Origin of the sequence: Brevibacillus fluminis (assembly GCF_003710825.1) — a bacterium.
In the GTDB taxonomy this organism is placed as follows: Bacteria; Bacillota; Bacilli; order Brevibacillales; family Brevibacillaceae; genus Brevibacillus_D; species Brevibacillus_D fluminis.
Window position 1 is genome coordinate 53,483 of the sequence record NZ_RHHQ01000004.1, and the last position, 12,938, is coordinate 66,420.

At 47.8% G+C, this 12,938-nt stretch carries 12 protein-coding genes and 2 tRNA genes; 3 read left to right on the forward strand and 11 right to left on the reverse strand.

Going from position 1 to position 12,938, the window contains the following annotated elements; translation table 11 throughout:
* Positions 1 to 4 precede the first annotated feature (4 nt).
* From EDM56_RS02500 to EDM56_RS02510, 3 genes are all read right to left on the reverse strand, one after another.
* The gene (locus EDM56_RS02500; RefSeq protein ID WP_122916311.1) at positions 5 to 1,618 is read right to left on the reverse strand and encodes an amidohydrolase; all 1,614 of its coding nucleotides are present in this window, start codon (positions 1,616 to 1,618) and stop codon (positions 5 to 7) included.
* Positions 1,619 to 1,663: 45 nt separating this feature from the next.
* Positions 1,664 to 2,815 carry a C45 family autoproteolytic acyltransferase/hydrolase gene (locus tag EDM56_RS02505; protein WP_183192262.1) on the reverse strand — a complete coding sequence of 384 codons (1,152 nt, stop codon included), beginning with the start codon at positions 2,813 to 2,815 and terminating at the stop codon, positions 1,664 to 1,666.
* A gap of 164 nt (positions 2,816 to 2,979) precedes the next feature.
* The gene (locus tag EDM56_RS02510) at positions 2,980 to 4,353 is read right to left on the reverse strand and encodes a sigma-54 interaction domain-containing protein (RefSeq protein ID WP_183192263.1); all 1,374 of its coding nucleotides are present in this window, start codon (positions 4,351 to 4,353) and stop codon (positions 2,980 to 2,982) included.
* Positions 4,354 to 4,566: 213 nt separating this feature from the next.
* Here EDM56_RS02510 and EDM56_RS02515 point away from each other — a divergent pair, with 213 nt between their 5' ends.
* Together EDM56_RS02515 and EDM56_RS02520 are read left to right on the forward strand one after the other, a co-directional pair.
* Positions 4,567 to 4,983, forward strand: a complete 417-nt coding sequence (locus EDM56_RS02515; RefSeq protein ID WP_122916314.1) for a VOC family protein — start codon at positions 4,567 to 4,569, stop codon at positions 4,981 to 4,983.
* A gap of 202 nt (positions 4,984 to 5,185) precedes the next feature.
* Complete coding sequence (locus tag EDM56_RS02520) at positions 5,186 to 7,129, forward strand: COG4705 family protein (RefSeq protein WP_246009233.1); 1,944 nt, start codon at positions 5,186 to 5,188, stop codon at positions 7,127 to 7,129.
* A gap of 44 nt (positions 7,130 to 7,173) precedes the next feature.
* On the opposite strand, the gene EDM56_RS02530 is transcribed toward EDM56_RS02520, so the two are convergent.
* The 8 genes from EDM56_RS02530 to EDM56_RS02565 all read right to left on the reverse strand — a co-directional run bounded on the left by EDM56_RS02530 (position 7,174) and on the right by EDM56_RS02565 (position 10,487).
* Positions 7,174 to 8,499 (reverse strand): stalk domain-containing protein, encoded by a 1,326-nt coding sequence (locus EDM56_RS02530; RefSeq protein ID WP_122916315.1) that lies wholly within the window; start codon positions 8,497 to 8,499, stop codon positions 7,174 to 7,176.
* 16 nt (positions 8,500 to 8,515) lie between these two features.
* Positions 8,516 to 8,594: transfer RNA gene (locus tag EDM56_RS02535), tRNA-Leu, on the reverse strand.
* Positions 8,595 to 8,621: 27 nt separating this feature from the next.
* Positions 8,622 to 8,694, reverse strand: a tRNA-Thr gene (locus tag EDM56_RS02540).
* A 96-nt stretch (positions 8,695 to 8,790) separates the two neighbouring features.
* Positions 8,791 to 9,114: a hypothetical protein gene (locus EDM56_RS02545; RefSeq protein ID WP_122916316.1), complete on the reverse strand. Its 324-nt coding sequence runs from the start codon at positions 9,112 to 9,114 to the stop codon at positions 8,791 to 8,793.
* Between the two features lie 12 nt (positions 9,115 to 9,126).
* Positions 9,127 to 9,693 carry a thioredoxin family protein gene (locus EDM56_RS02550; protein WP_122916317.1) on the reverse strand — a complete coding sequence of 189 codons (567 nt, stop codon included), beginning with the start codon at positions 9,691 to 9,693 and terminating at the stop codon, positions 9,127 to 9,129.
* On the reverse strand, positions 9,690 to 9,860 hold the full coding sequence (locus EDM56_RS02555) for a YycC family protein (RefSeq protein WP_122916318.1): 171 nt from the start codon (positions 9,858 to 9,860) through the stop codon (positions 9,690 to 9,692). Before EDM56_RS02555 ends, EDM56_RS02550 begins: the two co-directional genes overlap by 4 nt.
* 154 nt (positions 9,861 to 10,014) lie before the next feature.
* Positions 10,015 to 10,215 carry a hypothetical protein gene (locus EDM56_RS02560; RefSeq protein WP_122916319.1) on the reverse strand — a complete coding sequence of 67 codons (201 nt, stop codon included), beginning with the start codon at positions 10,213 to 10,215 and terminating at the stop codon, positions 10,015 to 10,017.
* An 80-nt stretch (positions 10,216 to 10,295) separates the two neighbouring features.
* Positions 10,296 to 10,487, reverse strand: a complete 192-nt coding sequence (locus EDM56_RS02565) for a hypothetical protein (RefSeq protein WP_148040352.1) — start codon at positions 10,485 to 10,487, stop codon at positions 10,296 to 10,298.
* A 469-nt stretch (positions 10,488 to 10,956) separates the two neighbouring features.
* On the opposite strand from EDM56_RS02565, the gene EDM56_RS02570 reads away from it, so the two are divergent.
* On the forward strand, positions 10,957 to 12,864 hold the full coding sequence (locus EDM56_RS02570) for a GNAT family N-acetyltransferase (RefSeq protein ID WP_122916321.1): 1,908 nt from the start codon (positions 10,957 to 10,959) through the stop codon (positions 12,862 to 12,864).
* Positions 12,865 to 12,938: the final 74 nt, after the last annotated feature.

Below are 12,938 nucleotides of genomic sequence, written 5' to 3' on the forward strand. Positions count from 1 at the left end.
TTGATCAATCCTGACTGTCACGGTATACCACTTTTCCGTCAACGATGGTTAGTACAACTTTGGACTCCAGTATTTCTTCTGTCGGGACGGCAAAAAGATTGCGATCTAGCACAACGATGTCGGCCAGCTTCCCTGCTTCGAGCGTGCCGAGCTCATGTTCCCTGAAAACACCGTAGGCTGGTGTTGCGGTATAGAGCTGAAGAGCCTCGGCGAGCGTAAGACGCTCCTCCGGATTCCATACGGCTCGATCCGTATGATCGATTCGCGAGACAGCTTGGTAAATGCCTGGCATCGGGTTCAGCCCAACGATGGGGAAGTCGCTTCCGAATGCGATGGTCGCCCCTGCCTCCTTCAGCCTTTTGACCGCCCAAGCGTTTCGACTTCGTTCCGGACCGATATTGGACTCATAGGCGGGGCGGGGAGTCGCATGCAAATGTTCAGGCTGCATGGAGGCGATGACACCGAGCTTTTCAAAACGGTGAATATCATCAGGATGGATAATTTCAACATGCTCGATGGAATGCCGCGCGTCACGTTTTCCATTGCTCGCTTGCGCCCTCTCAAACGCATCGAGTGCCAGTCGGATCGCCCCGTCACCAATGCAGTGAAAGCGGATGCTAAAACCTTCTCGATCCGCCTCTTGCACCCACTCGTTGATGACTTCCGGCGGAAACGTCGTCTCTCCACACGTATCCGGGCGATCCGAATAAGGTTCGAGCATGAAGGCGGTGTAGCCGGACACAACACCATCGATAAACTGCTTCAGGGCAACGACGCGCACCATATCCGATTGATACTGCTCTCGTAGCTTCTTCACACGCTCGATATTCCCGTCGAGCGCCGGGAGCAGGTGCATGCGCATGGTCAGCTTGCCAATCTCGGCGAATTCCTGAAATAACTCGAAGCTCTCCAGCTTTTTAATGGAATACATGTCATTAATCGACGTGACGCCCAAACTGGCTGCATGGCTGAGGAAGTTTTTGAAGGAGCGCTCCTTTTTCTCTTTGCTGAGATTGTAGGCCCCATCCGAAACCAATTCGATCGCCGTTTCATACAGGATGCCGTCGAGTTCCCCATCTTCATCCTTGCTGATGATGCCAAACGGCGGTGCAACCGTATCGCGTGTTACGTTCATTACTTCAAGCGCTTTGCTGTTTACCCATACATAGTGTCCTTCTGAGTGAAAGAGGATCGCTGGCCGATCAGGCAAAATCCGGTCCAGAGAGGTGCGATGGGGAAGCTTTTGCGTCTCCCATAAGCCTGCGTTCCATCCGTATCCGATGATCCACTGCTCGTCTGGACGTGACGAGGCATATTCCCGAACGATTTCGACCGCTTCCGCTTCAGAACGGGCACCATGAAGTTGGGCACTGTCTAACGAAAGCGAACCCCACATGACATGGATATGAAAATCATGAAAACCCGGCATAATCAACTGATCTTCAAAATCATAAACCGCAGTATTCTCGTCGATCCACTCTTCCAAATGTTCACGGGAACCGACGGCAGCGATTTTGTTATCGCTAATGGCGATGAAAAGAGCTGCAGGTTCCTTGTTTAAACCGGTAAACACAGCATTGCTCGATAGCACAACATCCGCTTTCCTTGGAAAGCTCATGGATCACTCAACTCCTTTTATTTGCATTCCGTGATAAAACGTGATCTAACTGAGGCGATATGTCTCATAAGCATGATCACAAGGTGTTCCATAAGTAAGCTCAAACGTGCCCTCCGCCACATTCATGATGATGGAAAACACGGTTTTTGCAGTACCCGGCACATCAGACTCGAACGGCAGCGCTTCACCGTGTCGACAAATACCAGCCGGGTGCCCCGTATGATTGATAAAAATGCGTTTAAAAGTCTCCCCATCGATCGTGCCGCGTTCCGCTGCCAGCAAACGGGTTGCGACCCCTTGACGCAGCTGTGTATCCGGAATAACGGCTCTTTTCGTATCGTCGACGGCGAGAAAACGAGGCGCGATAAAATGATTCGCATGGGCCATGCTACCGTCCAGCGGATAAATCACATCGTAATCGGTAGGTGTCGCTTCTACATCCACCGTCTCGCCCTCTTTGTGGCCGATCATATAATTGGCTGATGTACCGCGCGGAAGTTTTGTTATTTGGGAAATCGCTTTCGGGAGTGTATGGCTGTTCAAAATTCCCCTGAGAACAACATGGATGGGAACACCACCTTCGGTTAACTCCGACGTACCCAAAAAGTTCATGCAAAGCCCCAAACCGGCACTGTTCATTCCAATCTTTCCGACGATGCCCGCTTCTGTCACCATCAAAATCGTCGGCTTTGGCGGTTGTTCAATTTCGGCGATGATCATCCCAGGTGCGATGAGGTGGTTCCAGTCCCAGTTTTGGCCTAGCAAGGTTGTTCCTTCTTTTGTCACAGCGGGGGTTGCCGCCAAGCAGGTGCAACCATCCAGAACCGCATGGGTCTTCCCGATGTTAATGATGACTTCGCTCCGAACATTGAGTACAACGAGATCGAGAAGATCGAGATTCGCTCCCTCGCTCATTCCTTTGATTTCATCCATGATTTCCTGGTCATATTGCTCGATCCAAGGGATGTAAGGCACTGCGTATTCTCTTGCATCATCCCAAGAAACGTCATATACGTCTCGAAAATATTGCCGATACATCTCAATGTTTTGGTCAATTTGCTGCTTGGCGAGCTGTCCCAATTGTCTGCCGCGTTCGACTGCGGTGCCGCTCACCCTTATGTGGGGAAACGCTTTCATCATCATTACCTCCATCTCTTCTGCATGCGCGCATGTCACATGTTCGCGGTTACGATTCATTGATCGTTGTTTTTTTCCATCTCTGTTGCTCTCTTCTCCCCCTCGCCTATTTTCCAAATGCAAATTGAGTGCCAAATCCGAAAAATGCATGAACACTGATTATTTTGACGATTACTCGGCCAAATCGATCCATTTTTTGATCACTCCGACACAGTGTGATCCACTTATTGATCAGTTGCGTATTTTTGTTCATAGAGCTTCATCTTTCGGACCAACGTAGGTTGGCTGATCTGAAGGGCAAGCGCTGCTTTACGAGTCGACTTGTGCAATGCCAGAGCGCGTTTGAGCTTCTGGTATTCAAACAGCTCGAGCTCCTCCTGCAATCCTTTGGGGACGATTTGATGGAAATTGCCGAAAATTTCTTGCGGCACATGCTCAGTCAAGATTTCATTATTTGTGCAAATGATGGCCATCCGTTCAACAACATTCGTTAATTCCCTGATGTTACCCGGCCAGTCGTACCGACAGAGAAGCTCGACCACATCCGGATCGATCCGAATTTGGATCGCTCGTTTCCGCTGATGCGTCTCGAGCAAATGCTGGATCAAATACGGGATGTCATCCTTTCGCTTCCGTAACGGCGGGATGTGAATCGGATAGACCTGCAGCCGATAATAGAGATCTTTGCGAAACGTTTTTTTCTCGACCATTTCCTCCAGATTCTGATTGGTTGCCGCGATAATCCGCACATCCGAGCGAATCGTTTTGACCCCACCCACCCGGCGAAACTCCTGCTCCTCCAAAACGCGCAGCAGCTTCACCTGCAAATCAAGCGTCATGTCGCCAATCTCGTCTAAAAATAGCGTTCCGTGATTGGCCAATTCAAAAACCCCTGGTTTCCCCTCTTTATTGGCTCCCGTAAACGCACCTGATTCATAACCAAAAAACTCGCTCTCCATCAATGAGTCTGGAATCGCGCCACAGTTCACCTTGATAAAGGTTTCACCCGTTCGCGTGCTGTTTTTATGAATGAACTTGGCGACCACTTCTTTTCCGACGCCCGATTCACCGCGTAGCATCACCTGCGCATCCACTGAAGCGACTTTGGCCGCTGCGGTCAACACATTGATCATTTCCTTGCTGTGGGCGACAAGCCCGTCCAGATCAATGGCACGCTCTTTTAATCCTTTCAGTTCCTCCAGGTAGCTCTGGTTCATTTGCTTGACTTGTTCCAACGTGCGCTTTAACTCGTGCAAATCTGTCATATCGCGAACGCAATTCACCACATACATAATTTCATTATGCTCGTTGAACATGGGCATCCCGGTCGAAATGAACTCTTTTTTTCCATTCTCATCGACTGTCTGCTGCATGGTTGTCACCGGTGTGCGTGTTTCCAACACTTTAACCGCACTTGATTCATTGTTTTTGCGCCATTCCATATCGTTGATGTTGGTACCAATGAGCTGTTCCGCGGTTCGATTAACCATTCTTTCATACGCTTTGTTTACTTTTACTATGTTGCACGCATGATCGGTAATGAGTATACCGTCGGATACAAGATCCAGAAGAATCTCCCATTCATTCGAGTCGAACATGATAGCCCTCCCAATCATTCGGTTTTCTTCAACTAGAAAACTCTCAAACTCTCGCATTCGAATACTGTATATGCATTTCCATGTTTCGGCAAGCTTGACCTCCACCTCTCCACGGTTCCTGATTTATTTTTCACTGACAATACTTGTCATCTATATCTTTTATAATTAAAGATATAGATGGTTCAAAGACCCCCATTGAGGAGGAAACCGTACATGAACACGACAAATACGTTGCGCGGACTTAGCACCATCAGCTTCTGGGCAGATGATTTGCCTGAAGCAAAGAAGTGGTACACGGAGTTGTTGGAAATCGAGCCATATTTTGAACGGCCAGGGTATTTTGAGTTTCGTCTTGGGGCGTTCCAGCATGAGCTGGGGGTGATTGATCGACGCTATGCCCCCAAAGGCATGCCATCAAATCCGTCCGGCGCGATCGTCTACTGGCACGTCGATGATGTGACAGCCTTCTACGAAAAATTGCTTTCAATGGGAGCCACGACATTTGAAGCCCCGATCGAACGCGGTCCTGGGTTTATCACCGCTTCCGTCGTTGATCCTTTCGGGAACATTTTGGGCATCATGTACAATGCACACTTTTTGGAGATTCTCGGCTCAACCTCAAATCCATGATTTCGTCTATCCATGTGAAACACCGCCTCGGCATCGTTCCGGGCGGTGTTTTGTTTTTCCATCGGAAGCACGCCTGCGAACAGACTAGCGATCGCTTTTTAATCTTATTTTAATCCCGCTATATTACTGTTATTTCACACCTACAATGACAAGCAAAACAAAATAAAGCGGTGGGAACCTCCGCAACGAAAGGATTTTATTGATGGAACCGAATCAAAACAAATTGAAAATGTTACTAAGCAAGGTACCTGAAGTCACGATTTTCTTTTGGATCATTAAGGTTTTATGTACGACTGTCGGTGAAACGTTTGCCGATTTCCTCAATTTTAATTTAGGATTTGGTTTGACTTTCACGACAGTAATCATGGGAATCGCGTTTTTCTTTACGCTATTTTTCCAATTCAGAGCAAAAAAATATGTTCCAGGCATCTATTGGCTTACGGTTGTGCTTATTAGTGTGTTTGGCACGTTGGTAACTGATAATTTGACAGACAACATCGGAGTACCGCTTGAGACTAGTACAGCCGTTTTTTCCGTACTTCTCGGACTCACGTTTCTTTTTTGGTATCGTAGTGAAAAAACACTCTCCATTCACTCGATTTATACGATAAAACGTGAGGTTTTCTATTGGCTGACCATTCTTTTCACATTCGCGCTTGGAACAGCTGTCGGCGATTTATTTTCCGAACAACTCGGACTCGGTTATCTTTACACAGGAATAACCGTCATTTTGATCATCGCTTGCGTAATCGTGGCATGGAAATATTTGAAGCTTGATGGGATCTTAGCTTTTTGGATTGCGTATATCCTTACTCGTCCACTTGGAGCATCCTTAGGAGATTATCTGTCTCAAGCAAAAAATAATGGCGGGTTAGGTTTGGGGACAACCGGCACAAGTGTCATTTTTCTGATCACGATTTTAGCGATCGTCGTTTTTCTTGCTGTTACGAAAATTGAAAGCTCAGCCAAAACGGAAGAAGAAACAAAACAAGCAAATGGAAGCAAGAAAAATGTTTTGAAGCAAACCGTTGTGGTACTTTGTATTTTCTTAGCTGTTGGGGTCGGCGGTTATGTCGGGTTAAGCAATCATATCGCATCACAAACTGCTTCTGCTCAAACGACATTAGCAGGACAATTAAATGATTTTATTAAAATTGAAAATGATATGCTTGCCAATGTGAACGCGAATGATTTTGCATCTGCGAAACAAGGGGCGGACAACTTGGAGCACCAATGGGATGTATCCGAGCCTATGCTCAGAAAAATCGACGGCACCACTTGGACCAAGATTGATGAAACGATTGACATTGTGTTGGCAGCCGTTCGTTCGGGAGCACCCGATGCCAGCCAATGCAAATCGGCACTTACCGATTCGCTCAGTACCTTAACCGAAGCAAATCATATCGCATCGCAAAACGATACATCTCAAACGACAACAGGTGGTAAATCGCAATCCGACTCTGCACCAACGACAACGGATGGCAACTCGCAAGCCGAGTCTCCACAAGCAACATTAGCTGGAAAATTAACTGATTACGTTACAATTGAAAATGGCATGCTTACCAATGTAAACACAAATGACTTTGCGTTTGCGCAAAAAGGGGCGGACGATTTAGAACACCAATGGGATATAGCAGAGCCCACGCTCAGAAAAATCGATGGTACCACATGGACCAAAATTGATGAAACGATTGACATTGTATTGGCAGCCGTCCGTTCAGGAAACCCTACTGCAAGCAAGTGTAAATCTGCGCTTACCGATTCGCTTAGGGCTTTACACGAAGCAAATCAATCAGCATCGCATACCGCTTCAACACAAGCTACATCAGCTAAAACATCGCAGCCCGATTCAAAACAGGCTGCATTAGCTGGAAAATTAACCGATTTTGTTAAAATTGAAAACGGTATGCTTACCAATGTTAATGCGAAAGACTTTGCATCCGCGAAAAAAGGGGCGGACGATATAGAACACCAATGGGATATAGCAGAGACTACACTCAGAAAAATCGACGGCACCACTTGGACCAAAATTGACGAAACGATTGACGATGTATTGGCAGCCGTTCGTTCAGGAAACCCCGATGCCAACCAGTGCAAATCGGCACTTACCCATTCGCTTAACATCTTAAACGAAGCAAATCAATAACCATGCAAAACGGTCGACTGTTTTCAGTCGACCGTTTTTTTCATCTACTTTCCGGCAAGTGACACCCCATCAATCGTATTGACAGGCAAAATTTGTTCTCTTCCCAAGCTAGCAACATAAGCGAGCACTTTCTCCAGCAACGCTGGTTTTATTTCATACAGGTCCCTGTTATCCGGGTCGATACCATGCAGCATAATGATGCACCATTGCTTGTTTTCTATTGCTTGATCAATTCGCTGTTTGATCTGATCGAAAGTCGTCTCATTGGTTACGGCAATTGCAGTATGTAGCCATAATTTGTCTTCCAGTGGAACTTCGTTCTGCAGGTGTTCAAAATTTCTCGCTGCTTTGTAATATTTTTTCACGGCTGCTTCTACCCGTTTATCATACATGGAAAACGGAATCCCGATCGTTTGAACCTTTGGGACAATCTGTTCCAGCACCGCTTTACTTTCTCGCAATTCAAAGTCCAAATCCTTATCCGAGAGAGTCGTTAAGCCTTCTTCATGCGAATAACTGTGCGAACCGATTTCAACTCCACGATTATTCATCTCTTTAATTTGATCCGCATCAAGATACATGGTCCGCGCACCGTCTTTAATCTTTCCAGCAATGACGTTGTCTGTGGCCGGAATTCCATATTTTTCGTGCAACGGTAAGGCAAAATCATAAAATGTATCCAACCCGTCATCATAAGAGAACGTAATCATCGCTTGGCCGTTGAAGTCATTTGCAGAAGGATTGACGATTTTGTTCGTTATCCAGACCGCTTTTTTGGATGCATTCCATTGGACCCCACTCCCTAATGCTTCAGCCAAATCTCGAACAGGAACCCATGCTCTGCCATTAATCAGGCGGGGTGGAACCTCGGATTTGATTTCTTTCCCGTTGATTACGAGCCTCAGAGCGGGTGCCAGCGATTCCGTCTCGCTCAAATCGAATGAATCGTTCTTTTTCTGTTTTCCTGTGAATACGTAAACAGTCCGATGGGCATCATCCCACTTCACGGCAGCACCCAAATCCTCTGCGACAGCACGAACGGGAGCGAGTGCCCTCCCTTGTATGATTTGCAAGGGGACATTTGGTTTGCTCTCTTGACCGTTCACCACTAGTGTTGTGGGGGATGCCGCAGATGCGACCGCTGTCGAAGAAACAATCGCTCCAACTAGCAACCCTGTCACTATTTTTCTCATCTCACTCCTCCTAATCACAAACCAATCTAACCACGTAAATGGGCTTCTACGAGTTTGAAACGGTTCGCTATTCTTATATAAACGTAAGCTTTTGACGATTTGTTGCAAATTCGTACGGATCGGAACGACTGGGCACAAAAAAATAAGCCTATGAATCGCTTTAATCAGCAAATTCATAAGCCTATTTCACTAGTGCCGGTGAAGGGACTTGAACCCCCACGGTTTCCCTCACGATTTTGAGTCGCGCGCGTCTGCCATTCCGCCACACCGGCAAAATTCTATTCGTAAAAAAGCAAACATGCCGGCGATAGGACTTGAACCCACAACCCCCTGATTACAAGTCAGGTGCTCTACCAATTGAGCTACACCGGCACGATCATATTTTTGCATCTCTCTGATGCTTTATGAATATACCATATGATAGATTTAAAGGTCAATAGTAGATTTCAAAAAAGAGAGAATGATTGCTCATTCCCTCTCCTCTGCCTGGTTTTTCTCCTGTAGGACTTCTTCCGCCCATTTTACGAAAACGGCAAGCGCTGCTTCCACATCCGGAAAAAACTGCTCGGCTTCACAGACGTAATCCGGAAAATCGATGATCCGGTTGCGTCGGATACGAACCCCGTCTTCCTCGCATTTGATTTCTAAAAATGCAGGGACGGCTTCGTCTACGCCGTACGAGTTTTCCAGAAATTCGTAGCTGCGCACCCATTCGAGAATGCGAATCTCACTGGGGCGCAAGCGCAGCACTTGCTCCAATGACATGATCGTTTCATTGCCGTAGTAATGCATCGGCCTACCTGCTTAGAAGGAAGAGAGTAGGTCGCGCAATTCTTTGACAATCACCGTTTGATAACCAGTGCCTTCGCCGTATTGCTTCAGCATCTCGCTGCGTGCTACCTTGATGTTCTCTTCATAATCTGCCGCATTGCGGTCTGGATTCGCTTGTTTGAATGCGACCATGACCTCCTGCACATGCTTCGGACGCGGGCCCCACGTACCAAGCACGTAACCGCCGGTATCGGCGATGATGACGACCGGAATCGACCGACCGCCCATGGTCAGATATTGATCCATCGTGTCCAGATGATCTTCCATCACCAAAATTTCTACAGGCATGCCTGTCTCTTCCAGTGCTTTCAAGACGACAGGCACATTGCGCACGACATCGCCGCACCATTCAGCCGCGAGAATCAGGCAGCGCAGGTCATCACGGAACTGCAAGGATTGGAAAAACTTCTGATCCTCTTCCTGTTCCCATGCAAACGATTCGTACCAGTTCAGGAATGTCTCTTTGTTTTTTTCCATCGAATCGATAAATGCTGCGGGCTTCAATCCTTTGCCCAGTTTATCCGTCACATTTTTGCTCATTTTTCGTCTCCTCCTTTGGTTTCTTCTGTTTCCTTGCTCTCTTGGGCAAGCTCCATCAGCTTTTTCATCAAGATATGCTGGGGCATGTGCATGAGCTGCTCGAGCGGCACATTCAGTTTTTCCGCCAGCTTCACAGCTGTTTCAGCCGATATTTGCAGGGGCCTCATCCCACTTCTCCTCCTTGCTGGCATGCTCGGTTATGTAGATAACTCTCTCCATAGTACGGGAAAATAGGCGAGTTTACCAGTCTTACGCATGCGAATAGGCCACAAACGGAAAAGCCCCGGCACGGCGATACCGTACACAGGGCTTTGCGGCCGTTCATTTTCCTCTGGTCAAGATGCATGGCACGCCATAGCCGATCGCCCCTGGCTTCGACATCTTCTCCAGATAGTTTAAACCGCGCTGGCATTGCTGCTTGCATGCCGCACATGTTTGTGATGTGACAATTTTCATATTGCGTTTGCTGCGTTCAACTGCTGCCGGATCTTTCTTTTTGATCTTTTTCCCCGCTTTTGCCACAGGACCTCTGCCCCTTCCCGCCGATAGGTATCGCCCTATCATCATATGTGGGAATGGCACTGCCCTCTCTAGTTGTTCGTCTAATGTTTATCCCATATCTCGTATGGATCATTCTCCGCAATGCTGAAATAACCCCGTCTCGTCTCCTGAAAGCGCTTGCTTGGAAATGTACTGCCCTCATCGCAAGCAGCATCCGTGCCGAGATCCATGCGCGTCAGTTTGACAGAACGCTTTTCCTTTTCCACTTTGTCTAGCACTTTTACTCCTTGCACCACTGATCCCCTCCCCGCAAATCTTCGACACCCACGCACATCAAGATCCTTGCGTTATTACCTTATGTGTAGTGAAAATGGTTTATGCCATTGGCTATTGTAAAGGTTTACGACGGAAACCAAACCCGTCGTAAACAATGGTTGACAACCCGTTTTTTTCCAAGTACGATCAATTGCAGGAGATAGACGAAAGGGGAATCTAGCGAATGCCAGCTACATTGTAATGGTTAATCAATAAAGTGAAGAGCGTATTGACGTTCCAGCCGTTTTTTTGCAACAGGCTGTCGACTACGGGATACGTCCGTCCACTTTTAACCATTACAGGGAACGCAGGCAATCGGTAGCGATAAACGATTCCAAGCGGAAAACCTTTTTTGGTTTCCGCTTTTTCTTTTGGAAATCTTCTATTCTCCTTTCTCTCCGAAGTGTCGGTTCCTTCTGATCAAAACGTAATAGGAGGAAACTCAAGATGAGTACATTGAAATACTTCCCTACGCTAGAAACAAAACGCCTGCGCTTACGCGAAATGACCGAACACGACGCCATTGATCTGTTTGGCTACTATTCGGATCGCGAGGTGACAAAATATTTGGATTGGTTTGGCCCTTCTTCGGTAGAAGCGGCTAAACGAATGATCGTCAGCTGGAACGAAGGTTTTCAAGAAGATCGGCTGATCCGCTGGGGCATTACGTTAAAAAGCGTTGACACGGTGATTGGTACGATCATCCTCACACCGGTTCGCGGCCCCTTCCACTGGAAACTGCCGATCGTCATCGGCTATGAGCTGGCTCGATCCTATTGGAATCAAGGAATCATGACCGAAGCACTGCGGGCGGTCATCCCTTACATTTTTGATGAGATGCGTAATCACCGGATTTGCGCGGAAGTCTTTTTGGAGAACGGTGCCTCCGAGCAGATTTTGAAAAAGCTCGGATTTCAGGAAGAAGGCATCATGCGCCAGCACCTCTGGCACGAAGGGTACGGAACATGGCACGATGTCAAAGCATTTGCTCTGCTAAAAGAAGACGCTGTGCCAACCCAATCCACCTCTGCCAGCTGCGTATCTGCGCTTAACGACTATCTGAACGCAATGGATCGACGAGGCTATTTGAACGGCTCCGTACTCGTCGCTCACCGCGGAAACGTATTGGTAGCAAAAGGGTTTGGAACAGCTGATGCAGTGCATGACATTCCCAATACGCCGCAAACGAAATTTCGGATTGGTTCGCTGTCGAAAGGTTTTACGGCGTTCGCGATCATGCAGCTCCAAGATCAAGGGTTGCTGCATGTAGATGATCCTATCGCAAACCATCTCCCTGACTTTCCGAATGGGGAGCGTATCACGATCCACCATTTGCTGACGCATACGTCCGGGCTGTATAACTACGCGGGGACGCTGCAATTTTGGCAAAACGACATGCGCTTGTTCTCAGCTTCCATCGAGGATATTATCGCTCTGTTCCGCGATGAGCCGCTTGCTTTTGCCCCAGGTGAGGAATGTGCATACAGCAATTCCGGCTACATCCTTTTGACTGCCATCATCGAGAAAGCGAGCAGGTTGTCTTATGCCGACTATATGCGCACGAAGGTTTTGCAGCCACTTGGTATGCTCGACTCAGGCTGTGATAATGGCCGCACAGTCGTAAAAGGTCAAGCTTCCGGTTACTCTGTATGGAAAGCATTCATCCATCCCGAGTATGAGGACATGTCAAAAGCGCTTGGCGCGTATGGTCTATATGCCACAGTTGAAGATTTATACCGCTGGGATCGTGCCTTGCAGTCCAGTGAGCTGATCAGCTCCGATAGTTTGACACGCATGTTCTCGACCTATCCCGATACATATGGCGGGTATGGCTGGTTCATTTCCGACGCTACCGTGCAAGGTATGACACGCAAAAAAATCAGCCACCTCGGTGACGTCGGCGGCTTTACGGCTCATATCGCCCGCTATCCAGACGATGAACTGGTTGTGATCTTCTGTAGCAACATGATCATTTCGCCTGTTGAGCGCATCACGGACGACCTCGCTCGCATTGCTCTCGGTGAAACGGTGCAAGCGCCGCCTCACCTCCCGGCAATTGAGGTAAGCCCGTCACAGCTTGTGCCATTTGCAGGTGTGTATGACCAACGCGATATGACCGGCGGGCCTGTCATCATAACGTACGAAGACGAGCGCCTATACATCGAGATGCCAAAAAGATATGGCGTCCGCTACAAATACGGGATGACCCCCGTTGATGCTACTGGCACTCAGCTTACCTTCGTAACGGATTTTGTTGACGAGCTGGTGCGCATACTTCCTCCTGATAGCGAGGCATGCGGACAGCTTCTGTATCGCGACATTACGGGCACGGAACGTCTTTTCATAAAAAAATAGAAAAAATACTCGCATCATCAAAAAAACCGTCCAGCTACCTTACAGGCTTGGACGGTTTCGCTACATTTTTTCTC

What these genes read in the sequence shown, in the direction of transcription:
- EDM56_RS02515 (WP_122916314.1), top strand. Translation starts at nt 4,567, where the DNA reads ATGAACACGACAAATACGTTGCGCGGACTTAGCACCATCAGCTTCTGG.
- EDM56_RS02505 (WP_183192262.1), bottom strand. Translation starts at nt 2,815, where the DNA reads ATGAATCGTAACCGCGAACATGTGACATGCGCGCATGCAGAAGAGATG.
- EDM56_RS02510 (WP_183192263.1), bottom strand. Translation starts at nt 4,353, where the DNA reads ATGTTCGACTCGAATGAATGGGAGATTCTTCTGGATCTTGTATCCGAC.
- EDM56_RS02530 (WP_122916315.1), bottom strand. Translation starts at nt 8,499, where the DNA reads ATGAATTTGCTGATTAAAGCGATTCATAGGCTTATTTTTTTGTGCCCA.
- EDM56_RS02550 (WP_122916317.1), bottom strand. Translation starts at nt 9,693, where the DNA reads ATGAGCAAAAATGTGACGGATAAACTGGGCAAAGGATTGAAGCCCGCA.
- EDM56_RS02545 (WP_122916316.1), bottom strand. Translation starts at nt 9,114, where the DNA reads ATGCATTACTACGGCAATGAAACGATCATGTCATTGGAGCAAGTGCTG.
- EDM56_RS02500 (WP_122916311.1), bottom strand. Translation starts at nt 1,618, where the DNA reads ATGAGCTTTCCAAGGAAAGCGGATGTTGTGCTATCGAGCAATGCTGTG.
- EDM56_RS02570 (WP_122916321.1), top strand. Translation starts at nt 10,957, where the DNA reads ATGAGTACATTGAAATACTTCCCTACGCTAGAAACAAAACGCCTGCGC.
- EDM56_RS02520 (WP_246009233.1), top strand. Translation starts at nt 5,186, where the DNA reads ATGGAACCGAATCAAAACAAATTGAAAATGTTACTAAGCAAGGTACCT.
- EDM56_RS02555 (WP_122916318.1), bottom strand. Translation starts at nt 9,860, where the DNA reads ATGAGGCCCCTGCAAATATCGGCTGAAACAGCTGTGAAGCTGGCGGAA.